This window comes from Clostridia bacterium, from assembly GCA_017410375.1.
Lineage (GTDB): Bacteria > Bacillota > Clostridia > RGIG6154 > RGIG6154 > RGIG6154.
The window spans coordinates 21,730-45,914 of record JAFQQW010000053.1; the positions used below are offsets into that span (position 1 = coordinate 21,730).

Annotated in this window: 26 protein-coding genes; all 26 read right to left on the minus strand. The window is 43.2% G+C overall.

All coding sequences use genetic code 11. From position 1 onward, the window contains the following. Window position 1: 1 nt before the first annotated feature. The 26 genes from ispG to proB all read right to left on the minus strand — a co-directional run bounded on the left by ispG (window position 2) and on the right by proB (window position 24,182). Window positions 2-1,039, minus strand: coding sequence for a flavodoxin-dependent (E)-4-hydroxy-3-methylbut-2-enyl-diphosphate synthase (gene ispG / locus IJE10_07940; GenBank protein MBQ2968029.1), 1,038 nt, complete (start codon window positions 1,037-1,039; stop codon window positions 2-4). An 11-nt stretch (window positions 1,040-1,050) separates the two neighbouring features. Then, window positions 1,051-2,055 (minus strand): RIP metalloprotease RseP, encoded by a 1,005-nt coding sequence (gene rseP / locus IJE10_07945; protein ID MBQ2968030.1) that lies wholly within the window; start codon window positions 2,053-2,055, stop codon window positions 1,051-1,053. Between the two features lie 3 nt (window positions 2,056-2,058). Beyond that, window positions 2,059-3,204, minus strand: a complete 1,146-nt coding sequence (locus tag IJE10_07950) for a 1-deoxy-D-xylulose-5-phosphate reductoisomerase (protein MBQ2968031.1) — start codon at window positions 3,202-3,204, stop codon at window positions 2,059-2,061. A 9-nt stretch (window positions 3,205-3,213) separates the two neighbouring features. After that, window positions 3,214-4,017 carry a phosphatidate cytidylyltransferase gene (locus IJE10_07955; GenBank protein MBQ2968032.1) on the minus strand — a complete coding sequence of 268 codons (804 nt, stop codon included), beginning with the start codon at window positions 4,015-4,017 and terminating at the stop codon, window positions 3,214-3,216. 18 nt (window positions 4,018-4,035) lie between these two features. Beyond that, window positions 4,036-4,767 (minus strand): isoprenyl transferase, encoded by a 732-nt coding sequence (locus IJE10_07960; protein MBQ2968033.1) that lies wholly within the window; start codon window positions 4,765-4,767, stop codon window positions 4,036-4,038. After that, complete coding sequence (frr, locus tag IJE10_07965; GenBank protein ID MBQ2968034.1) at window positions 4,748-5,302, minus strand: ribosome recycling factor; 555 nt, start codon at window positions 5,300-5,302, stop codon at window positions 4,748-4,750. Before frr ends, IJE10_07960 begins: the two co-directional genes overlap by 20 nt. A gap of 21 nt (window positions 5,303-5,323) precedes the next feature. Next, a complete protein-coding gene (locus IJE10_07970; protein ID MBQ2968035.1) occupies window positions 5,324-6,043 on the minus strand; it encodes a UMP kinase in 720 nt (239 codons plus the stop codon). Window positions 6,044-6,079: 36 nt separating this feature from the next. After that, a complete protein-coding gene (dusB, locus tag IJE10_07975) occupies window positions 6,080-7,006 on the minus strand; it encodes a tRNA dihydrouridine synthase DusB (GenBank protein MBQ2968036.1) in 927 nt (308 codons plus the stop codon). After that, entirely contained in the window at window positions 7,006-7,215 is a 210-nt protein-coding gene (locus IJE10_07980) for a DUF1858 domain-containing protein (GenBank protein ID MBQ2968037.1), read from the minus strand. Before IJE10_07980 ends, dusB begins: the two co-directional genes overlap by 1 nt. Before the next feature lie 25 nt (window positions 7,216-7,240). After that, a complete protein-coding gene (locus IJE10_07985) occupies window positions 7,241-7,744 on the minus strand; it encodes a Fe-S-containing hydro-lyase (GenBank protein ID MBQ2968038.1) in 504 nt (167 codons plus the stop codon). A 10-nt stretch (window positions 7,745-7,754) separates the two neighbouring features. Beyond that, entirely contained in the window at window positions 7,755-10,859 is a 3,105-nt protein-coding gene (locus tag IJE10_07990; GenBank protein MBQ2968039.1) for an isoleucine--tRNA ligase, read from the minus strand. A 68-nt stretch (window positions 10,860-10,927) separates the two neighbouring features. After that, window positions 10,928-11,587, minus strand: coding sequence for a DUF2344 domain-containing protein (locus IJE10_07995; GenBank protein ID MBQ2968040.1), 660 nt, complete (start codon window positions 11,585-11,587; stop codon window positions 10,928-10,930). After that, a complete protein-coding gene (locus IJE10_08000) occupies window positions 11,580-13,415 on the minus strand; it encodes a TIGR03960 family B12-binding radical SAM protein (protein ID MBQ2968041.1) in 1,836 nt (611 codons plus the stop codon). The genes IJE10_07995 and IJE10_08000 overlap by 8 nt, the downstream gene beginning before the upstream one ends. Before the next feature lie 22 nt (window positions 13,416-13,437). Further along, a complete protein-coding gene (locus IJE10_08005; protein ID MBQ2968042.1) occupies window positions 13,438-14,076 on the minus strand; it encodes a site-2 protease family protein in 639 nt (212 codons plus the stop codon). 476 nt (window positions 14,077-14,552) lie between these two features. Next, the gene (minD, locus tag IJE10_08010; GenBank protein ID MBQ2968043.1) at window positions 14,553-15,332 is read right to left on the minus strand and encodes a septum site-determining protein MinD; all 780 of its coding nucleotides are present in this window, start codon (window positions 15,330-15,332) and stop codon (window positions 14,553-14,555) included. Window positions 15,333-15,344: 12 nt separating this feature from the next. Next, window positions 15,345-17,375: a hypothetical protein gene (locus IJE10_08015; GenBank protein MBQ2968044.1), complete on the minus strand. Its 2,031-nt coding sequence runs from the start codon at window positions 17,373-17,375 to the stop codon at window positions 15,345-15,347. Next, on the minus strand, window positions 17,375-17,878 hold the full coding sequence (locus tag IJE10_08020) for a hypothetical protein (GenBank protein MBQ2968045.1): 504 nt from the start codon (window positions 17,876-17,878) through the stop codon (window positions 17,375-17,377). The genes IJE10_08015 and IJE10_08020 overlap by 1 nt, the downstream gene beginning before the upstream one ends. Before the next feature lie 3 nt (window positions 17,879-17,881). After that, entirely contained in the window at window positions 17,882-18,700 is an 819-nt protein-coding gene (gene mreC, locus IJE10_08025) for a rod shape-determining protein MreC (GenBank protein ID MBQ2968046.1), read from the minus strand. Continuing rightward, window positions 18,678-19,202 carry a Gx transporter family protein gene (locus IJE10_08030; protein MBQ2968047.1) on the minus strand — a complete coding sequence of 175 codons (525 nt, stop codon included), beginning with the start codon at window positions 19,200-19,202 and terminating at the stop codon, window positions 18,678-18,680. Before IJE10_08030 ends, mreC begins: the two co-directional genes overlap by 23 nt. Continuing rightward, complete coding sequence (locus tag IJE10_08035) at window positions 19,189-19,542, minus strand: NusG domain II-containing protein (protein MBQ2968048.1); 354 nt, start codon at window positions 19,540-19,542, stop codon at window positions 19,189-19,191. Before IJE10_08035 ends, IJE10_08030 begins: the two co-directional genes overlap by 14 nt. Beyond that, window positions 19,539-19,985 carry a dUTP diphosphatase gene (dut, locus tag IJE10_08040; protein ID MBQ2968049.1) on the minus strand — a complete coding sequence of 149 codons (447 nt, stop codon included), beginning with the start codon at window positions 19,983-19,985 and terminating at the stop codon, window positions 19,539-19,541. The genes IJE10_08035 and dut overlap by 4 nt, the downstream gene beginning before the upstream one ends. Next, the gene (zapA, locus tag IJE10_08045) at window positions 19,982-20,347 is read right to left on the minus strand and encodes a cell division protein ZapA (GenBank protein ID MBQ2968050.1); all 366 of its coding nucleotides are present in this window, start codon (window positions 20,345-20,347) and stop codon (window positions 19,982-19,984) included. Before zapA ends, dut begins: the two co-directional genes overlap by 4 nt. Window positions 20,348-20,358: 11 nt before the next feature. Then, window positions 20,359-20,898 (minus strand): NUDIX hydrolase, encoded by a 540-nt coding sequence (locus IJE10_08050; protein ID MBQ2968051.1) that lies wholly within the window; start codon window positions 20,896-20,898, stop codon window positions 20,359-20,361. Then, complete coding sequence (gene rmuC, locus IJE10_08055) at window positions 20,899-22,137, minus strand: DNA recombination protein RmuC (protein ID MBQ2968052.1); 1,239 nt, start codon at window positions 22,135-22,137, stop codon at window positions 20,899-20,901. It lies immediately after the preceding gene. 12 nt (window positions 22,138-22,149) lie between these two features. Then, on the minus strand, window positions 22,150-23,382 hold the full coding sequence (locus tag IJE10_08060; GenBank protein ID MBQ2968053.1) for a glutamate-5-semialdehyde dehydrogenase: 1,233 nt from the start codon (window positions 23,380-23,382) through the stop codon (window positions 22,150-22,152). Window positions 23,383-23,396: 14 nt separating this feature from the next. Beyond that, entirely contained in the window at window positions 23,397-24,182 is a 786-nt protein-coding gene (gene proB / locus IJE10_08065; GenBank protein ID MBQ2968054.1) for a glutamate 5-kinase, read from the minus strand. Window positions 24,183-24,185: the final 3 nt, after the last annotated feature.

Consider the following 24,185-nt stretch of genomic DNA (forward strand, 5'->3'; position numbering starts at 1 on the left):
TTTACATTTTTTCGATTTCCTTAAGTAATGTTTCGATAACTTTGTCGAACGAAACACGTCCTACAATTTCGCCTTTTTTGAAGAGAATGCACTCTTCTTTACCACCGGCAACACCAATATCGGCTTCCTTTGCCTCGCCGGGGCCGTTGACTACACATCCCATAACTGCAACCGTAATATCCTTATTGATTGCTTTAAGCTTGGGTTCCAACGCATTAACAATGTCAATCAAGGGATAACAGCATCTTCCGCAGGTCGGACAGGAAATTAAGGTTACGCCTCCCTCTAATCTGCCACACGCCTTTAAAATTTCTTTCGCCGCATAGATTTCCCGAACCGAGTCAGCGGTTAGTGAAACACGCATGGTATCACCAATTCCTTCGTTTAAAAGCGTTCCGAGTCCTACACTGGATTTAATCAGACCGCCGTATTCAGTTCCTGCTTCTGTTACACCGATATGTAATGGACAGTCTGTGAGTGCGTGAATTTTTCTGTATGCTTCAACCGTTTGCATAACCGAAGAGGATTTAAGAGAAATCACGATATTTTCCATGCCGTATTTTTCTAAGGTTTTTATTTCTTTCAAACCGCTCTCTACCATTGCATCGGCACAAGGCGCTCCATATTTTGCTAAAATTTCTTTGTCTAAAGAACCGCCGTTTACCCCGATGCGAATAGGTATGTTTTTTTGGATCGCTTTTTCCGCAACTGCTTTCACGCGTGCTTCATCTCCAATATTTCCGGGATTAATGCGCACCTTATCCACACCACGCTCCATGCATTCAATTGCAACACGATAATCAAAATGAATGTCAGCCACCAGAGGAATAACTATCTGTTCTTTAATTTTATCAATTACGCGCGCTGCTTCCATATCAGGAACGGTTACACGCACGATATCACAGCCTGCAGTCTGCAATGCTTTAATTTGTTCAACCGTTGCCGATACATCTGCCGTCTTTGTGGTGGTCATAGATTGAACAAGTACCGGATTTCCGCCACCTATTACGCGGTTACCAATGGAAACTTTTCTGGTCATTTTTACTTCTCCTATCCGAAAATTCTGCCTACATCGTTAAAGGTAACAATCAACATCAGCAATAACAATAAAAACATACCTGTCGCATGAAAGCCTGCTTCAATATTTTCAGGCACTTTTCTGCGGATAATCATAGAAATCAGCACGAACAAAATGCGTCCGCCGTCTAAAGCAGGAATGGGTAACAAATTAAAAAGCCCGAGGTTGATGGTAATCAGCGCCACAATATAAAGCAAGTCCGTAAAACCGCTTTTTGCCGCTTTACCCACCTCATTTACAATGCCAACAGGACCTGAAGCATCTTCGAGGGATGCACCGCCTGAAATAAGCTGCCACAAGCCATCCAGTACAATTTTACCCATAAAAAATTCCATATAAAAAGAATTTTTAACTGTCGTTAGAAACGTGTTGTCAGGAGCAGCTGCCGTAAACCCTAAATACGCCTGCCCTTCGCTTTCGTAGGGCTTAAAATTCTGAATTACAATCTCTTTTCCATCCCGTTCAACCGTTAAATCAAAGGGCTTATTTCCGTTTTTCAGAAAGAAAAATTTCAAATCTGGATAAATATTGATTTTTGTGCTGTTCATTTTCACAACGCGGTCACCGGGCTGAAGGTTTGCAGAGTACGCGGGCGTATTTTCAAGCACCTCATGCACAACAGGCTCCGCAACTTTGTCCTGACCGCCGTAAAAGCAAAGCAACACCACAAATCCCAACACCAGATTCATAATGGCGCCCGACGCCAAAACCCAGAGCTTTTGCCAGTTTTTTGCGTTACAAAAGGCTCTTTCGTCAGTGCTTTCACCGTTTTCCCCTTCCAGATTACAAAAACCGCCAATGGGAAGCAAGCGCAAAGAATATTTTGTTTCCTTGCCCTGCCAAGATAAAAGCTTTGGCCCCATGCCGATAGCAAACTCATGCACAAGTATACCGCTTGCCTTTGCCGCCACAAGATGCCCTGCCTCGTGCACGCCAATCATCACGCCAAAAACTATCAATGCTATAAGAATTGTCACTTTTTAACCTCCAATTTGACGGATTACAGCTTCTCTGGCTGCCCAGTCTGCCTCTTCAATATCAGATAATGTGTAGTTTTTAACTGATTTATACATCTGCATTGCGTTTTCAATCAATGCAGGAATATCCAAAAATCCGATTTTTTCATGTAAAAACAAATCCACCGCTGCCTCGTTTGCGCCGTTCATAAAGCATGGCATTGTACCACCGGCTTTAAGTGCTTCTTTTGCAAGGCGCAGACACGGAAAAGCCTCTTCATCCGGCTGATAAAACGAAAGATTCGGATGCTTTAAAAAATCAAACGGTGCCTCGTTTACCGTTTCTCTTTCGGGGTAAAACAGAGCAACCGAAATAGGAAGCTTCATATCCGGCTCACCCATCTGTGCAAGCACAGAGCCGTCGGTAAGCTCAATCAAGGAATGGATAATGCTCTCCCTATGCACCACCACATCTATTTTTTCCACATCCATATCAAATAACCATTTGGCTTCGATAATCTCTAACCCCTTGTTCATCATGGTTGCAGAATCAATGGTAATTTTTTGTCCCATAGACCAGTTCGGATGTTTTAATGCATCCTGCAAAGATACGTCTTTAAGTTGTTCCTTTTTTCTGCCGAAAAACGGACCGCCCGAAGCTGTTAAAATCAACCGACGGGGTTTGTGTCCACATTCTAAGCATTGAAAAATCGCGCTGTGCTCACTGTCCACAGGTAAAAGCTTTACGCCCTTTTCCCGAATACGATCAGTTACATACTGCCCTGCCGTTACTAAAGTTTCTTTGTTGGCAAGCGCAATATCATTCCCTGCTTCAATGGCAGCTAAAGTCGGCTTTAAGCCGGAGATACCAACTGTTGAGGAAACCACAATGTCATTTTCGGGCATTGCTGCCACCTCGCACATGCCTTCCACACCACAAAGCACCTTTGTATCGGTATCAGAAAGTGCAACTTTTAAAGCGTTATATTTAGATTCGTTTGCCACCGCAACAAATTTAGGAGCAAAACATCTCGTTTGCTCCTCTAAAAGTTTTATATTGCTGTGACCTGTAATGGCATTAACCCGAAATTTATCTTTATTCCGGGCAATAACCTCTAATGTCTGGGTACCGATTGAACCGGTAGACCCCAATACAGTTATATTCTTCACAAAATCACCTTATCCCAAAATAGGTAAATGTTTTACAAAATAATAAACCAGCGGTGCAATGAAAATAATGCTGTCTAAGCGATCCATAATGCCACCGTGACCGGGCAAAAGATGTCCGTAATCCTTGATTTCATACTGGCGCTTAATCATAGAAGCCGCAAGGTCACCAATTTCGGAAAGAATGCCCGAAACAGCACCTAAAATCACAAGATTTACATAGTTTACCTGCGCGGAAAAAGCAAACTGCATCACAAGACCGAAGCCTGCAAAGCATAAAATTGCACCTAAGAAGCCACCCACAGCGCCCTCAACGGTCTTTTTTGGGCTGATGTTCGGGCAAAGCTTGTGCTTACCCGTAAATACACCGACAAAATAAGCAAAAATGTCTGTACCGCACGCCCCTAAAAGCACCAGGAAAATCAGGTACTGTCCAAAGGGTAACTTCCTTACAAGCACGATATGGAGCATGGTAAACACAATGTAAACCAACATGAATGCGGAAAGTGTCACTTTGGAAAACGCTATTGTATTGTCTGATTTAAGCATTGCCAAAAACAGTAATACTACATACAAAAACAGTAATGCCGGCATCCATTCAACCGGAATCCACTTGTATGCAAAAATTGTAACAGCGTAAATAAAGTTTAGCACCATCAAAGAAATATTCTTATGTAAGTCAAGCGCCTTGTACATTTCAAACAAGCCGTAAAGTGTAACAAGCCCCACTGCAACATGCAGTACATTCACCGGTGACAAAAGCAGTAGAATAACTACAAGTGCACCAATCACACCGGTTATGATTCTCTGTTTCATAACAAAAACTCTCCTAAATTACTTGTTCAATCCGCCGTATCTTCTGTCGCGCTTCTGATAAGACGCAATCGCCTGAAGCAAATCGTCGGTTGAAAATTCCGGCCAAAGCACATCGGTAAAATAGTACTCAGAATATGCAGACTGCCAAAGCAGGAAATTGCTGGTACGAAGCTCACCACCGGTGCGGATAATCAGTTCAGGGTCATCCACATAGGAGGTATACATAAGAGAAGACATAAATTCTTCAGTAATGTCTTCTGCCTTCAGTTCCCCCTTTGCACAAAGCTCTGCCGCTTTACGGGTCGCCTTTACAATTTCATCTCTTCCGCCATAACCAAGTGCGATGTTAAGCTCGAAGGTTGCATTCTTTGTTTCCTCTTCGATGACAGCCATTTTTTTGCGCAATGCTTCGTCAAATCCGGAGAGGTCGCCGATTACACGGATGCGCAGGTCATTATCGCCAATCTGGTTTTTCCAGTCGCCCAAATAGAAGCTCAAAAGCTTCATAATACCCGAAACCTCTAATGTGGGCCGCTTCCAGTTTTCGGTGGAAAAGGCGTAAACCGTCATATGCTTTACGCCTATATCACTGGCAAACTTGGAAATGGTTTTTAAATTTTCTGCACCCTCTTTATGACCCATAGTACGGGGAAGCCCCTTTTTCTGAGCATAACGACCATTCCCATCCATAATGATGCCAATATGGTTGGGAATATTTAAAGTATCGATATCATATTTCAAGAATTTCAGCTTCCTTTGCTTTTACAATTTTATCAATCTCTTTGATTGCATTGTCGGTCAGTTCCTGAACGTCTTTTTCGATATTTTTCAAATCATCTTCTGTAATTTCGCTGTTCTTCTGCTGTTTTTTAAAGCCTTCCAGCGCATCACGGCGGATAGAACGAATTGCAACCTTGGTCTCTTCACCTGTCTTGGAAAGACCTTTTACGATTTCTTTTCTTCTTTCTTCGGTGAGCGGCGGGAAAGATAAGCGGATAACCTTACCATCGTTGGTAGGCGTAATACCGATATCGGAAGCTAAGATTGCCTTTTCAAGATCTTTTAAAATAGAAACATCCCACGGCTGAATCATAAGTGTTCTCGGTTCGGGAACAGAAACAGTACCAATCTGCGGAACAGGTGTTGCCGCACCGTAATAATCAACAGTGATTTTGTTTAATACAGCAGGATTTGCTCTGCCTGCGCGGATAGCCGCGAATTCATTTTTGAGCACATTAATGCTCTTGTCCATTTTTGTCTGAATTTCCTGGTAATTACCTTTCATAATTCATTTCCCCCTTAAAATTTAAGAATTGGTAACAATTGTACCGATTTTTTCGCCTTTTGCAGCTCTGATAATATTGTATGTATCTTCCAGTCCGAACACGTGAATCGGAATATTGTTGTCCATGCAAAGAGAGGTTGCGGTAGAATCCATAACCTGCAGTCTGTGATTTAAAACATCGATAAAGGAAAGTGCATCATAGCGCTTTGCATCAGGATTTACATTCGGGTCGCTGTCATATACGCCATCCACCTTCTTCGCCAGAAGAATGATTTCAGCTTCAATTTCAGCGGCACGAAGAGCTGCGGCTGTATCTGTAGAGAAGAACGGATTACCGCTGCCACATGCAAAGATAACCACTCTGCCTTTTTCCAAATGACGCATTGCACGTCCTCTGATATAAGGTTCTGCAATCTGACGCATTTCAATGGCAGACTGTACGCGAACTTCCACGCCTTTGCTTTCCAGAGAATCCGCGAGCGCCAACGCATTGATTACAGTTGCAAGCATCCCCATATGGTCGGCTCTTGTCTGATCCATACCCTTGTTTTTGCCGGTTCTGCCACGCCAGAAGTTACCGCCACCAACAACGACACCAACCTCAACGCCCATTTCCATGCAATTTTTTATCTGTTCACAAATGGAACTGATTACATCCTGATTTAAACCGAAACCGGTTTCGCCGGCTAAAGCTTCGCCACTGACTTTTAGAATGACTCTCTTATACTTTGGTTTATCCATTTTAATACTCCGTTTCCGCTTCAAAAAGCTGATTATTTAGCGCAGATCGTTTAAAGCCCGTTGCATCTCTTTTTCGGTGTTACACGCATTGATTGCAACCTTTGCCTGTGCCGCACCGTACATACCTTTTATATACCAGCACATGTGCTTTCTCGCTTCACGAACTGCAATTGCTTCGCTTTTATGTTCTACAATATAGGCTAAATGCCGAATTGCTGTATCCAAAATTTCGTCTTTTGTATATTCTCTGTCCGAAAAAATGAACGGATTCCCTTGCGCACCGCGGGCTACCATGACTCCATCACAGCCGGTCTCGTTTTTTGCACGTTCTATTGCTTCCTTATCCCAGATATCTCCGCTTAAGATTACGGGAATTCCAAGGGTTTCCTTCACCTGACGGACAATATCCCAGTCTGCAACACCTGCATAAAACTGTTCCCTAGTTCTGCCATGCACCGTAACTGCATCTGCACCGCTTTCCTCTGCCATTTTTGCAAAAGAGAGAGCGTTTTTGGTTTCTGCACTCCAACCGGAACGAAACTTCACCGTAAGAGGCAATTCTGTCGCCTTACGCACCGCTTCAATGACCTTTGAAGCCTTTGTTTCGTCCTGCATAAGCGCAGAGCCATCTCCATTTTTTACGATTTTAGGTGCCGGACATCCCATGTTGATATCTAAAATATCCGCAATTTCCATGTCGGTGATGCGCTTTGCCGCCTCTGCCATGATTTCCGGCTCATTACCAAAAATCTGGACAGTAAAACATTTTTCCGTTTCATGTTTTGGAAGCAGAGTCACCGTTTTTTTATCCTGATAGTGCATAGCGCGCGCCGAAATCATTTCGCTGGTTGTGTTTTTACAGCCAAGCTCCACACAAATTCTGCGAAAGGGCAAATCGGTAACACCTGCCATGGGCGCTAAAATCACGTCCGAGGCAAGTGTTAAATTTTTAATTTTGAGCATTATTCACCAATGGTTTCAAGATACTCATTGATTGCATTAACCAATTTATCGCAATCTACACCGTGAACTGCGCAAGCCTGTTCAATGCTTTCACCGCTTGCAGAGGGGCAACCCAGGCAATGCATACCGATGTTTAAGAAGAACGGTGCCGTGCCGGGATCAATTTTTAAAACATCCATGATAATTGTGTCTTTTGTTACTTTTGCCATAATAAACAACTCCTTATATAAAATATTATTTTACAAGTACAATTGCAGGGAAATCTTCCACATACAGTTTTCTTAACGCTTCCGCGCCTAAATCCTCGTAGGCAATGATTTCCTGCGATTTAATAGATTTGGCAAGCAGAGCACCTGTACCGCCTGTTGCACCAAGATAAACCGCACCGTTATTGGAAATGGATGCGAGCACCTCTTCGGAGCGCTCCCCTTTCCCAATCATGCAGCTTAACCCCAAATCTAAAAGAGTTGGTGCGTAAGCGTCCATACGACAGCTTGTGGTCGGTCCGCACGAGCCGATAACCTGTCCCGGCTTGTTCGGACATGGACCTGCATAATAAATCGTCTGATTTTTCACCTCAAAAGGGAGATTATCTCCCTTTTGAAGTGCTTCAATCATCCGTTTGTGCGCTGCATCTCTTGCCATATAAATATACCCGGTAATCAGAACTTTCATACCGTATTTAAGCCCCTTGATGTCTTCCTTTGTAATCGGGGTATTAAGCTTTACTGTTTTCATGATGCTTCCTTTAAAGTCTTTCAATGGTGATGGTCACTGCTTCACCGTTGATATTCCAGTCCTTGGTATAACCCTTGCAAGCTTCCATTGCATCACAAAGGGTTTCTGAAGAGATTTCTTCTTTGTTGCTTTCAATGATACCTAAAATCTTTTCAGAGCCTTCTGCATAAAGCTTAATGTGATTCTGTACGTCAAAATCAGCTTCCTTACGCATGGTCTGGATTTTGCTGATAATTTCACGAACAAAGCCCTCTTCAATCAGCTCAGGTGTGAGATTTGTATCCAAAATTACAGTTACATCTCTGTCAGTTTCAGAATACAAGCCTTCTTTTTGAACGGTTTCGATAAGCAAATCCTCTTTGGAAAGAGCTACCGGTGCGCCGTCAATTTCAAAAGTGAATAATTCATCCGCATTCAATTTTTCCATTGCAGCTGCGGTATCGCAAGATGCAAGGTATGCACTGATTTTACCCAAGATTTTACCATATTTCGGACCTAAAGTTCTAAGCTGCGGCTTAAACTTATAAGCAACCAGAGAGTCTACAGAATCCACAAATTCCAGTTCCTTAACATTTAATTCTTCTAAAACAATGTCAAAGTACTCTGCATCCAGAGCTTCGGGTGCCTGCGCATACATTTTCGGCAAAGGCTGACGGTTTTTGGAGTTTGCGGTATTTCTTGCCGCACGACCTGCAACAACCAGCTTTAATACCAAATCCATGTTTGCTTCCAGCTTTTCGTCTACGAAATCCGCGTTGTATACAGGATAATCACAGAAATGAATGCTCTCGGGAGCAGCTGCATCGTTTGTACGAACCAGATTCTGATAAATTTCTTCTGTCATAAACGGAACATAAGGTGCACACAGCTTGCAAAGCTCAGCAAGTACGGTATACAAAGTCATGTATGCATTAATCTTATCCTGAGGCATATCCTTTTGCCAGAAACGTTCACGGCAACGACGAACATACCAGTTGGAAAGTTCATCTGCAAACGCCTGAATGGAACGGGCAGATTCGGTAATACGATAGTTTTCCAAATCGGTATCCACCTTGTTGATTAAGGTATGCAATTTAGACAAAATCCATTTATCCATAACCGCAAGCTTATCATATTCAAGGGAATACTTGGTCGGATCAAAGTTATCAATATCTGCATAAAGAATATAGAATGCATAGGTGTTCCAAAGTGTACCCATGAACTTTCTCTGTCCTTCGTTTACCGCATCTTCATGGAAACGGTTCGGAATCCACGGGAAGCTGGAGGTATAGAAGTACCAGCGAACCGCATCAGCACCCTGATTGCTAAGAACAACCCAGGGGTCAACAACGTTGCCCTTGTGCTTACTCATCTTCTGACCATACTTATCCTGAACGTGACCTAAAACGATAACATTCTTATAAGGCGACTTATCAAACAATAAAGTAGAAATTGCCATAAGTGTGTAGAACCAGCCACGGGTCTGGTCAATGGCTTCAGAGATGAAGTCAGCCGGGAAGTTCTGGTCAAAAATTTCTTTGTTTTCAAAGGGATAGTGCCACTGTGCAAAAGGCATGGAGCCTGAGTCAAACCAGCAGTCAATTACTTCGGTTACACGGGTCATCTTGCCACCGCATTCGGGACAATTCAGATGTACCGCATCAATGTAGGGACGGTGCAGTTCAATTTCATCCGGGCAGTCATCCGACATAGCCTTTAATTCTTCGATACTGCCGATGGTATGTCTGTGACCGCATTCACATTCCCAGATCGGAAGCGGTGTACCCCAGTAACGCTCACGGGAAATACTCCAGTCAATTACATTTTCAAGGAAGTTACCGAATCTACCGTTTTTGATGTTGTCCGGCATCCAGTTAACCGTCTGGTTGTTTTTCAGAAGCTGCTCACGAACAGCCGTCATTTTAATAAACCAGGATTCTCTTGCATAGTAAAGAAGCGGTGTATCGCATCTCCAGCAGAACGGATAAGAGTGTGTAAACGGAACTGCCTGATACAAAAGACCTCTTTCTTTGAGTTCTTCGATTACCAAGGGGTCAGCATCCTTTACGAACATACCCTCATATTTACCGGTACCTTCCACAAACTTACCTTCTGTGTTTACAAGCTGTACAAAAGGCAAATCGTTATCACGACCCACACGGGCGTCATCTTCACCAAATGCAGGTGCGATATGTACGATACCCGAGCCGTCGGTGGTGGTTACATAGTTATCTGCCACAATGAAATGGCATTTTTGTTTGGTCTTCGCAAAATCAAAGAGCGGTTCATATTCCACGCCTTTGAGGTCTGTACCTGTCATTTCTTCTAAAATTTCCACTTCAGAACCCAGAACGGACGGTACAAGTACCTTTGCCATAATATAAGTTAAACCTTCAAACTTAACCTTTACATAGGTTTCGTCAGGATTTACAGCAAGTGCTACGTTAGACGGAAGTGTCCAGGGTGTGGTTGTCCACGCTAAGAAATATGCATCCTGGTCTTTAATTTTAAAGCGTGCGAATACAGACACCTCTTCGACATCCTTATAGCCCTGTGCTACTTCGTGGCTGGAAAGTGCAGTACCGCAACGGGGGCAATACGGAACAATCTTATGACCTTTATAAAGCAGGTCTTTATCCCAGATTTGCTTTAATGCCCACCATACGGATTCGATGTATTCGTTGTGATAGGTTACATACGGGTCATCCATGTCCGCCCAGAAGCCTACACGGTCACTCATTTCCTTCCAGAGACTTTCGTATTTCCAAACGCTTTTTTTGCATTCTTCTACAAAAGGCTCAACGCCGTATTTTTCAATCTGCGGTTTGCCGTCAATACCGAGAAGCTTTTCGACCTCCAGTTCAACCGGCAAGCCATGGGTATCCCAGCCCGCTTTACGCAATACACGGTACCCTTTCATGGTTTTATAGCGTGGTACGATATCCTTCATAACGCGGGTTAAAATGTGGCCGATATGCGGTTTACCGTTTGCGGTCGGGGGTCCGTCATAGAAGGTAAACACAGGTGCACCCTCGGGACGGGTACTGCGCTGGAAAACCTTTTTATCCTGCCAGAATTTAATAATATCATGTTCTCTCTCTTCAAAGTTCAAACCGGTTGGTACTTTTTTATACACGATTTTTACCTCCGTTAAATTGTTATTCATTCTATTTTACTCTATTTTTGCTCATTTGTAAAGGTTTTTTAGCAAATTTCTGTCATATTTTCTAAAAATAAACCGTCGCGGTTTATCCGGACACATTCCATCTCAAAATCAGGGATGTATTTTTTAAGTGCATCCAGCACAACCGTCGCTTTTAAGCTTGCGCCGTCTGCACAGGACAAAACAAGAAGCATGTCCAAAATCTTGCCGTTTACAGAAGCCTCTGCATTTGCAATAGAGGGCTTGATGTCCGTTTCCGCAATTCCCTTTTTGGTTTTCTTGTCCACCAAAATTTCGGATTGATTCAAAACGGCTTCAATCTTTTTCTTAAGCTCCGGAATTTCCTTCTTCAGTTCCACATAAACCGTATAGGCTGCAAGCTGTAAGCAACTGGTTTTCTGTTGCGGTTCGGAAGCTTCGGAAATTCGTATATCAGGCGGCAGCGCTTCGTTCAACCGTCCGCAAAGCTCTGCAAACGAAAGCTTCTCATCCAGTTCAATATCCATGTATTCTTTTGTACCCGTGACCCCTAAAGGCAACGGAAAACCGATAGATATCTTCTGGTGCGGATTAAAGCCCTGGGAATAGGATATCGGAAGTTCTGCGCGTTTAAACGCTCGCTGAAACATGCGCATCAAATCCAGGTGTGACACATATTTTGCGTAGCCTGTTTTAGAAAAAGTCAATCGGTATTTATACACAGTGTCCACCTCCCAGCGCAATTGCACCGCATCCGGTACAGCCCTTTCGGCAATCGGGAGTTGTAATTCCCTGCTCTGCCTTTTCTCTTTCCCGTTTTAAAAACGCTTCACTTACGCCTACATCAATATGTGACCAGGGCAAAATTTCATCAAATTCACGCTTACGGGTTGCATAAAAATCAGGGTCAACACCACAAGCCTTAAACACATCCATCCATCGTTCAAAGCTAAAGGTTTCATCCCAACCATCAAATTTACAACCCATTTCATGTGCCTTTAAAAGCACTTTGCAAAGATTTCTGTCACCGCGTGCAAACACCGCTTCCAGATAAGACACTTTGCTTTCATGCCAGTTGTATACAATCTGACGCTTACGGATAGAGTGCTTTAAATTCTGCTGTTTTTCCACAACAGATGCTATTTTCTCCTGAGGATCCCACTGGAAAGGCGTAAAGGGCTTCGGTACAAAAACAGACGTGGAAACCGTAACTTTCACACCACGGTTTTTGCCCTTTGGCACGCAATTATAATAACAATCCACAACCTTTTCTGCAAGTTCTCCGATGCCCATAACATCTTCCATAGTTTCAGTAGGCAAACCCATCATAAAATAAAGCTTTACCGTATTCCAACCATTGGAAAATGCCAAGGCTGAGGAATTCATCAGGTCGTTTTCGGTAACGCCTTTGTTAATAACATCTCTCAAACGCTGTGTACCGGCTTCCGGTGCAAAGGTAAGACCTGTTTTGCGAACCGCCTGCACCTTTTTCATTAAGTCCATAGAGAAGTTGTCCACCCGAAGAGACGGCAAGGAAAGGCTTACCTTTTTTTCCTGTGTCACTTCTAAAAGACGGGACATCATTTCTTCCAGCTTCGAATAATCACTTGTACTCAATGATGAAAGGGACATTTCATCATATCCTGTATTTTTTATAAGCTTTTCCGCAAGCTCTGTGATACGGTCAACCGATTTTTCCCGAACGGGTCTGTAAATCATGCCTGCCTGACAGAAGCGACACCCACGGGTACAGCCACGGAAAATTTCAAGCATGATTCTGTCGTGCACAATCTCTGTAAACGGAACTACAAGCGTTTCGGGATAATATGCCTTTGACATGTCGTGAATGATACGCTTTTGCGGTCTATCTGCCGCAAAATCACGGTTCTTTGCAATTTTTTCCACCGTTCCGTCCGCATGATAAGTCACGTCATAATATTTTGGTACATAGATACCGTCAAGCTTTGCAATACGTTCCAAAAAAGTTTCACGTTCTTCGCCATTGTTTTTCCATTCAACGTATTGGTCAATGACTTCATTGAAAATTTCTTCGCCCTCACCGAGCATGACAAAATCCACAAAATCTGCTAACGGCTCAGAATTATATGAGCAGGGACCGCCCACACAAACAAAGGGGCCGTCTGTTCGCTCCTTTGAAAGAAGCGGAATATTTGCTAAATCCAGCATATTCAAAACATTGGTGTAGCACATTTCGTACTGCAGTGTAAAGCCCACCAGATCAAAATCGGAAACCGCTTTTTTATTTTCAAGAGAATACAGCGGAATATTATGCGAACGCATCTTTTCTTCCATGTCAATCCATGGTGCAAACACACGTTCACAAAGACTATCCTCCCGTTCATTAATCATATGGTATAAAATCTTCATACCCAAATGAGACATACCGATTTCGTAAGTATCCGGAAAACAAAAAGCCACTTTGCAGGAAGCTTTATCAAAATCCTTTACTATGCTTCCCATTTCGCCGCCGATATAGCGGGCAGGCTTTTGTACATCCAGTAAAAATTTTTCTATATCTTCGATTCGCATTTGTACCTCCGGTCATACACTATTATACAGTATCTATTGTACTACAAAACGTATCATTTTGCAATTGTTTTTGTAAAATTTCAGCAAAATTAATTTCATAGCCGAAATTCGCCATCGCTTCCATAACCTGACGCAATGTCACAGACCCTAAAAAGGCACATTTTCCATCCAGTATATCGAACATAACCTCTCCTGCTTTGGAATTGAATTTCAATACACGGTTTGCTTTAGTTTCCGCAAAAACCGCGTAATGGGTGATTTTTTGAATTTCACGACGGCTACCAAAAGATAAAATTCGCGGTTCTTTTTCACTACATGCCAAAAAGATCGCAATGATAAGAACAGAAAAATTCACACCTGTTTTATAAAACAGTACTACCCCAATACCAAACAATAGAACTGTTAAAATCAATGCTGTTACATGCATGATGCGGATGGCTTTTTCTTTTCCCACCTCTTCTGTGAGAATAGCTTTAAGTATCCTTCCCCCATCTAATGGCAAAACCGGCAATAGATTGATGAGAAACATAAATAAATTGGACAACATAAACAGCTCATTTTGCCAAAAAAACTGCACACCAAGCAACAAAAGATTTGTCAAAGGTCCTGCCAACGCCGTCAGGCATTCAGCCCGTTCATTTTTAAAAGGTTCTGCTTCCATACAAACGCCCCAGGGCATAAAGCTGACTCTCAAAACGGCTGTACCCGTAAGATGTGCTGCCAGAATATGTCCGCATTCATGTAAAAATGCTACGGCAAAAACCAAACAAACTTCAACTCCGATACCCATGCAGAAGCTTAAAAAAAGCAGGCATAAAAAAAGAGGATTCATGTACATACGCATCAATCCCCTTTGTTATTTTCAGTAATCGGCTGAAAAACAGACCGCACATCCACTGTATAGGTCAGATAATGTTTAATCTTATCACACACCATCTGCACCCGCGGGTGCTCACTCACAGATATTCCCCATATCACAAGAAATATAAGCAATGCTGTTATACTTTGTACAACGGTTTTCACCGCAAATGCCTGTTCGTTTTTTGCCCCTCTTTTAGTTGTATACCTTCTGTGTCTGTTCCGCATCGCAAAAGCCTCCGTTCCTGTTATCAATATATGCGAAACAGTATTGTTTATTCAGATTTTCTTTTTACGCAGAAATCTTTTTTTCACAGGTATATCCACGAGCGGAATATGTTCTCCGTTCAGACGTTTTGCCGCCTCTAAATACGCTTTGCTTGCCGAATCCTTTTCATTCAAAGCAATCGGCTGACCGTTGTAACCGGACAAAAGCACCGAATCACTGTCCGGCACCGCACCCACAAGCTGTACCGCCATATTTTCCACAACCTGTAAAATGTTCGGCATTTTCCCACGACGCACCAGTTCCGTTTTAAACCGATTGACCAGAAGCTTTAATTCTGCATCATATTCATCACAAACAACACTTGCGATTCTGTCCCCGTCGCGCAAGGAAAACGGGTCATGATTGGCAACAATCAGGACTGTATCCGATACCGCTATCGCCGCACACACATTTTCGCCGATGCCTGCAGGACAATCTAAAATAATATAATCAAATTTTTCACGAACCTGTTCTGCAAAGAATTGCATTTCCGCATCAGAAACCGCATTCTTTTCTTTAAATTGCGCAGCCGCAAGAAAAGAAAGCAAAGGATATTTATCGCTCTGCACCAACGCATCCTCCACTTCGCACGCTCCGCTTACAACATCCAGCACATCATACACAACCTCATTCTGAAGTCCCAGCGCCAGATCTAAATTGCGAAGTCCGATATCCAGATCCACAACCAAAGTATTCTTTTGTAATTTTGCAAAGGACAATCCAAGATTTGCAACTGTAGTCGTTTTACCTGTGCCGCCTTTCCCGGAGACGGCCGCTATGATTTTTCCCAAAAAAATCTCTCCTTATTGCAACAGCATATGCGGTTCATATGTGTCGCTGACTTTCTGATTTTCAAAATACGTTTCAAAAACCGCTCTTGCAATGGGTGCCGCAGTCGAACCGTGACCACCATGATCCAGAACAATTGCAATCGCGATTTCCGGCTTATCAAAAGGTGCAAATGCTATGAAAATACCGTTACTCGAGCCGTTTAGCACTTCCGCGGTACCTGTTTTACCGCCAACCGCAATCTCAAAATCCTTAAACACGCTTTTAGCGGTTCCCTCTTCTGTAACTTTTTTCATACCGTTTTTTACAGCATTTAAGTTTTCGTCGGATATATCTATTTTATCCACAACCTCTATCGAGGTTTGTCGCAAAATCTCACCTGTGCCTGTTTTCTTTACCGCTTTGAGTAAATGTGGACGATAACGCGTTCCGCCATTGGCGATGGTCGCCGTATAATTTGCCATCTGAATCGGTGTAAACAGATTATCCGACTGACCGATGGCCGCCTGCAGAGTATCGCCGGCATACCAGATTCCGTCGTTTGCTTCACGGGCTTCCCGGGATGCAACAAGTCCTTCTGCTTCTCCTCCGATTTCAATACCTGTTATCTGACCCAACCCGAATCTTTTCGCATAATCAGCAAGACTGTCAATACCAAGACGTCTGCCTACCTCAAAAAAGTAATAGTTACAGGAATCCTGTAAGGCCAGCGCTGTATTTACATAACCGTGTCCTTCGCCGGTGTTCCGCCATTCTAAACAGGACGGCTGATAATCTTTATAATAGGTATATTTTCCTTTATCCTCAATCAGGTCATCCGCTTCGATTTTATCTTCCTCCAGTGCCGCAATAGCCGTCAGAGGTTTAAAAGTAGAGCCGGGAGAATAGGTACCTGCTAAAGCTCTGTTCCATAAAGGATTTGCAGGATTGTTTAAAAATTCTTCGTATTTGGCATTGTACTCTGCAGGATTAAAACCCGGATAAGACGTAATTGCCAAAATTTCACCGCTATTTACATCCAGACAAACCGCAGAGCCTGCATTACAATCGATATAACCGCTTTGCTGCGCACTTTCAATGGTAGCTTTTAAGGTTTTCTCCATAACCGATTGCACTTCCACATCCAAAGTCAGCAACACTTCATTGCCGGGTATCGGTTCTCTGGATTCTACAATCTGTTCCCCTTCACCGCTCATGCGTGCTACACTGCGCATGCCGTCAAAACCACGCAAATCAGACTCATAGGTGTATTCTATACCCTGCTTGCCGATAATCGCATCCATGGAATAGCCTTCATCCTTGAGTTTTTCGTATTCCTCCTGATAAATCAGCCCAACATTGCCCAAAATATGTGCCGCCAGCTCCTGATTCGGATAATATCGGATTTGTTCCTGCGCCACCACAATAGAAGGATACTCCCAGTTATTTTCCTTTACAATCGCAACGGTATTCATGGAAACATCCGACGCAATCGTATAAGGATTTTCTTCTGAATAGCCACGAAGGCGAATTTCATAAATTACACCAACGGTTTTTCTTTTCAAATCAAGACTCAGACCGGGCTTTACATCGTATTTATCTGCCAAAAACAATATCGCCTCCTGCGCCGTGGCATTCGGGTCGATACCGTATTCTGCTTTCCATTCCTTCAATCGCTTTTTTGCACCCTTCCCTGTCATGGTAAAAGAAAAAGGCGCTTCCTTTGTAATAGGCAACGAATCTCGTACGGTTCCGCCTTCCTTGTCAATCAAACGAATTACACGCGCAATCACATCCGCCCGTTCATCTGATGACAAGCCGGACGGCTTTATCTGCACCGAAAAACAGGTTCGGTTTCCAACCAGAACATTACCGTAGCGGTCAAGTATTTCACCGCGCGGAGCTTCCACCGTCATGGTCAGATATTTTTTTTGTTCCGCTTCTTCCCGATACCGTTTTCCTTCTATAATTTGCAGTTGAAACAGCTTGAGGACACATAATAAACACATAATACCTGCAATAAAAAGCAGCACATATGCCCGACTTGTATCGTTTTTGTTATACATCAGCGTCCTAAGCCTCCTTTGTCATAATTCAGTTTTCTGAACAGCCACGCATAGAGAACATACACAAATACAGCACAAAATGTATTTATAAATGCCTGCGGAAAAATCAATTTTGTCAGTGCATACGCAACTGCACCGGTTTGCTCGCCTACAATAAAAATCCAGTACTGAACCAGTTCTGTTGCAAAGGTTAACACAAACGTAAAAATCAGTACGGTAAGCAAAGTTTGTCTGAATGCATATTTGGTTGCCAAATGAACCGCCAATGCCGATGCAAGAGAAATGATAAGATACACAAAATCAACCCCGCCCAACAGGCAATCCATGAAAAAACCGCAGACCGCCGCACCGATATAACCTAAGACATAATCAAAAGAGGTCAGTACTATGATCGCAGTGAGCATCAAACCATAATTATACCATCCAAAGCAAATGTGATGGGTAAACGTAACCTGCAAAAGAGTCAGAAAAATCGTAAAGGCAATCACAATTATTTTTTTCATACCTTATGCCTCCGTTTTGAGGACAAGCACCTCTTGTACCCGTTGGAAATCCACCGCAGGCTTTATGATAGCGTAGCTTCCGGACCCGGTTTCGGACTTTTCAAAGGATTCAACAGTTCCGATTACGATCCCTTCCGGATACACACCGCCCATGCCGGAACTGATAATGGTATCACCTGCAACAATATCGGCATCCTCGGTAATGTTTGTCATCCGGCATTTTCCGTCATGCATCAGGGTAATATGCCCTTCAACCAGAACATAGTCGCCGTTTCTTGCCACCTTACCGCTTACCGCATGCTCGGTATCAATAACCGCCACAACCTTAGCCCAATTCGGTCCAACTTCGGCAGTACGTCCTACAAGACCGTTGCCGGAAATGACCGGTTGGTTAGATTTAATACCATCCCCTTTACCTTTATTGATGGTAAAGGTACTGAACCAGTTCCCGTCTTCCTTTGCAATAATTTCTGCCGCCACAGTATCCAGCTTAGTATACGCCTCCCGAAGTGCAAGCAACTTATTCAGACGTTCATTCTCACGCTTTAAGCCTTCATACGCGGCAAGCTCATTTTCCAATGTAGAAAGCTGTAATTGAAGCTTTTGATTCTGTTTGTGTACACCCCCGGCATGGGTTATGGAATAAACCAACCCGGAAACACCTTTGCTTCCGCTGTTCATGGCAGATGTAAACGGTGAGATGATTGTACCCCCGATATTCAGAACAAAATTACGAAGCGGCGGAATCAATGCAACAAGTAATACAACCGCTAATATAATACAAAGCAATCTTTTCTTTTTAACATTCATCTTTCTTTTCATATATAAACTCCTTCAAAAGTCGTGTTTTCCGTCCAATCAGCCAAGCAATACCTCCACAAAGCAAACCGCACGGAACACTTCCGATTAACAGATATGATAGATAATACAGCGGAGCTGAAGACTGCAAAAAACAACATGCCACCGCAATCTGTCCCACCTGAAACAAACTGCTGCCCAAAACACTGATGCCCAAAATACTGCATTTACCTGTTTTCATTAGCATACACATGCCAAGCACCGCAAAAGAAATGCCAACAGCACCGTAAAAAATGCTCATGGCTCCCGAGAACAAAAATCCGCTGAGTACCGCCTTTAACAAACCTACCCCTAAGGCATATTTTGCTCCGAAAGCAAATAGCGCCACTAAAACAGCAAGGTTGGAAAAACCGATTTTCAATCCGTAAAGCGGTATAACAGGAAAAAAGGTGCTTTCTATGTATCCTAAAATCAAACCAACCGTAACAAGGCAGGCACAAGTCAGATTTTTCTTAGTAGCTGACACCGTCCACCGCTCCTTCCCCTGAAACCGTGATAACCAAACGATTGGGCAAGCAAATCAAACTCTCTCCACATTTGGAAATCGCACCGGCATCCATTTCAAGCTTGTCTTTGCAAGTGGTGTTAACAACGCTTGCTTGTCCGTTTTCAATTTTTACGGTGTTTTCTCCGAATTCGGATTGAATGTTTACCACAGCGTCTTTGGACAGGCTATATACACTGTTCAGCTCTCCGTTTACATAAATTTCAATTTTAGAACCGCTTTGCTTTCCACCAAGTGAAAACAGCAGACCGATACCAACAAACAAAACCAGACCGCATACAAAAAAATCCCATTTTTTCATACGCCGGTAGATCCGAATCCGCCGATTCCCCGCTCTGTTTCATCTAAATCGGAAACTTCCTGCAGATTCACCTGCGAAACAGGCATAAATACCATTTGTGCTATTCGGTCACCGGGATAAATCGTAAAATCAGATGTGCCGAGATTAATCAGTGCACACTTGATTTCTCCGCGATAATCGCTGTCAATAACACCTACACTGTTTGCAAGTGCAATGCCGTTTTTGCACGCAAGACCGCTTCTGGCAAAAATGAACGCACCGTAAGAGGCATCAGGAATAGAAATGGCGATTCCTGTCGGTACAAACTGCGTTTCACCCTTTTTCAGCAACAAAGGCTCTTCCAATGCAGCTTTTAAATCCATCCCGGCACTGCCTTCTGTCGCATAAAAAGGTAATTCCGCATTGTCTCTGAGACGTTTGATTCTGACCGTGATTTTACTCATTGTCTCACCTCAAGCTTCGCAATTTCTATTTTAAGTCTCTGAATTTCCTGTCTCAAAACTTCATTGTCCCGTTTTTGAGCGGTAATCATTTTCTCATTATCTTTGTTTTTTTCAAGAAGGGTTTCGTGTGCATTTTGTAATTTTTCCAGCTCCTCACGCACCTTGAAAAGTTCATCTGCAATATTAACAGATGCTAAAACTGCCGCCATATTGGTACTGAGTCTGGAATTGCGTCCCGTGATTTCAGTCAGCTTTTTGTCTACATAAAATGCCACTCTGTGCACATATTCTTCACTATCGGTGCAGGTAATGGTATAGTCGTTACCCAGTAAACGAATTGTGGTTTTCATCGTATCCTTCATAGCTTTCTCTCCTACTTTTTACATAAAATTTCCGATGCAAGTAACACGCCGATAACCGTTTTTGCATCCTGAATTTCACCATTAATTATCTTTTGTTTCATTTCATCAACAGGTATTTTGATACACTCTAAGAACTCATCTTCATCTAAGTGAACCTTGCCGGGAATAAGGTCCGTCGCAATATAAAGATGAAGCACCTCCTCAAGAATCGCCGGCGAAGAATAGTATGTGATAAGTTTTTCAATATTGCCTGCCTTAAAACCGGTTTCTTCTTCCAGTTCACGTAGACCGCACGCCAAAGGGTCTTCGCCTTTTTCAAGCTTTCCTGCAGGAATCTCCAGCATAACCTTGCGGGATGCCGCCCGGAACTGACGCACCAGAATGATTTCTCCATCCTCGGTTATGGGTACAACACCAACAGCACCATTGTGCTCAACCACCTCACGGCAGGCATTGTCTCCGTTCGGAAGCTCGACACGGTCAACACGGAGGGTTAAAACTTTCCCCTTGTATTTGGTATCAGAAGCCTGTATTTTTTCAAATAATTCCATTTATTCCACCTCTTCCGAATCTGTAAACACATCTTTGCCCAGCAGCTCTACAGTTTCCGACTCGGGTAATGCAGTTACAGACTTAAGCTTTCTTTGAATAACGCGGGTACGCGTGCCCACAAGTTTGTCCAAATCATTGTTTGCCATTTCAATACGTTTTTGAGCCGACTCAAGCACCGTCGCAAATTTATCAAATTCCGTCTTGACCGCACCAAGCACATCCCACACTTCACCCGAGCGTTTCTGAATAGCAAGAGTACGAAAGCCCATCTGTAAGCTGTTCAGAATTGCCGCCATATTTGTGGGGCCTGCTACAATAACTTTATAGTCCCGCTGAAGCACTTCCGAAAGGTTTCTGCGCAAAACCTCTGCATACAATCCTTCCGTAGGCAGAAACATAATCGCAAAATCCGTAGTTTCAGGGGGTGCAATATATTTATCTGAAATATCCTTTGCAAAGCTTTTAATACGTCTTTCCAGCATAACCGCCGCTTCATTAATTCGGGTAGAATCCGCGGAATCATATGCATCCATCAGATTAGAATACGCGTCTGCAGGAAACTTTGCATCAATGGGCAGATACACCGTGTGATCCCCGTCGCCCGGTAAAATCACCGCATATTCCACCACGTTTTTCTCGCCTTTTTTGGTTGCCACGTTAGTCGCATACTGTTCAGGAGGCATAATCTGCTCTAAAATACTTCCAAGCTGAATTTCTCCTAAAATACCACGGGTTTTAACATTGGAAAGCACTTTTTTCAAGTCGCCGACACCGGTTGCCAAAGACTGCATTTCGCCTAAAGTTTTATATACCTGCTCCAACCGCTCGCTAACCATTTTAAAGGATTGACCAATGCGGTCCTCCAGGGTTTTCTGCAGTTTTTCGTTCACCGTCTCATTCATTTTATCAAGACGTTTATTGTTTTCTTCCTGCAAAACAGTTAATCGGCTTTCCATGGTACGACGGATGTTTTCGAGTTTTTGCTCATTTTCCAGCACAAAATCAGAAATCCGCTTGTCCATCTGCTTTAAAAGTTCTGTCTGTGCCGATGCGTTTTGCAAATTTGTATTGGTCATAAGGGTCGAAAAGGTTTGCATGGACGAGTTTACCTCACCCACTGTTTCTTTTCGGATAGCATTGATTTCTGTCTTATAATCCTCTTTTTTGCTGTTTTTCAAAAGCAGAACAAGCACCAGGACTATCAAAAGCAGTAATGCCGCTAAAATTGCAATCTCCATTTTTCTTTCTCCTTAACGGGTTTGTCCGTTTCCGTAAATAATATACTTAGTTGTGGTGATTTCCTTTAAGCCCATCGGTCCGCGTGCGTGCATTTTCTGGGTTGAAATGCCCATTTCCGCACCAAATCCGAATTCACCTCCGTCAGTAAAACGTGTGGACGCATTTACATAAACCGCCGCGGAATCAATTTCATCCAAGAAACGGTTTGCGTTGTCGTAATTATTGGTTACAATACATTCAGAATGTCCTGTGCTGTTTGCATTAATGTGGTCAATTGCACATTCTAAATCCGGTACTACCTTACAGGATATCACCAAATCCAGATATTCGGTTGCATAATCCTCTTCGGTTGCAGGCAAAACCACATCTGAATATTTTTGTGTCTGTGCGCAACCGCGGATTTCACAGCCTGCATCGGTTAAAGCCGTAATTGCTTTCGGCAAAAATACATCTGCAATTTTTTCATGCACCAAAAGACTTTCTGCCGCATTACATACCCCTGTTCGCTGGGTTTTGGCATTCATTAAAATTTCAAGTGCCATGTCTGTATTTGCAGATTCATCCACATAAATGTGACAATTGCCCGTGCCGGTTTCAATGACAGGCACCGTAGCATTCTCCACAACCGCACGGATAAGTCCTGCTCCACCTCTAGGAATCAGCAAATCCACAAAAGCATTCATTTTCATAAGCTTCATGGTGCTTTCCCGGGATGTATCTTCAATCAGCTGGATGCAATTCGGGTCTAAAATATCCTTTATAGCATCCCGCATCACCTGCACAATGGCTTTGTTGGAAAAAATAGCATCGCTGCCACCTTTCAAAATCACGGCACTGCCGGCTTTTAAGCAAAGCGCCGCCGCATCCACCGTTACATTGGGACGCGCTTCAAATATAATGCCGATAACCCCCATCGGTACGCGCTTTTTACCAATCAGCAAGCCGTTGGGACGTTTGGTCATAGAAAGCACTTCTCCTACCGGGTCATCCAGCTTTACGATATCCAGTACAGAATCTGCGATTGCCTGAATGCGGTCATGATTCAGCGCCAGACGGTCAATCAAAGAATCCTTCATACCGTTGATTCTCGCCTGAATAACATCTTTAGCGTTTTCAATGATTATATCATGCTCATTTTTTAGCAACGCTTCTGCAATTTTGGTTAAAGCTTCATTTTTGAGCACAGTAGATGCTCTGCCCACTGATTTTGATGCACTTTTTGCCAGTTGTCCGATTTTTTCCATATTCTACCTCCAAATTATGCATGAAAGACGGTACCTACATTTTCACCGTCAAATAAGCTGTACAAAATGCCGGGGTCGGCACCGTTACAAACCACCGTATGTATACCGGATTTTGTGGCAATTTCAGCAGCCATTACCTTAGTGATCATTCCGCCCGTACCGCGGTTACTGCCTGCACCACCTGCTATCTTCTTCAAATCCTCATTAATTTCGTATACATCCGAAATCAGTTCCGCATCCGGATTTTCCTTCGGATTTTCGGAATACAAGCCGTCAATATCCGTCAGAATAACCAGCGTTTCGGAGTCGGTAAGGCACGCAACAACCGCAGATAAAGTATCGTTATCGCCAAACTCAATTTCTTCAACCGAAATGGCATCATTTTCATTCACAACCGGCACCACATCCATCCGGAGTAATGTAATAAATGTGTTCACAACATTCTGTTTTCGTTCTTTGTTTTCAATAACATCCTTGGTTAAAAGAACCTGCGCAGTAGAATAACCGTATTCTGAAAAGATTTTATCATACAAATACATCAACTCGCACTGTCCCACAGCTGCTGCTGCCTGCTTTTCCATTGTAATGGTCGGCTTGTGCTTAAGACCAAGCTTTCCAACGCCGACACCGATTGCACCCGAGGAAACCAGAATAACCTCCATGCCTCTGTTTTTTAAATCAGAGAGCACGCGTACCAGCTGTTCAATACGTCTTAAATTCAGTTTTCCGTTTTCATATGTAAGTGTAGAGGTGCCTACCTTTACCACTACACGCTTTGTTTCTTTTAATGCCTTACGAATCAT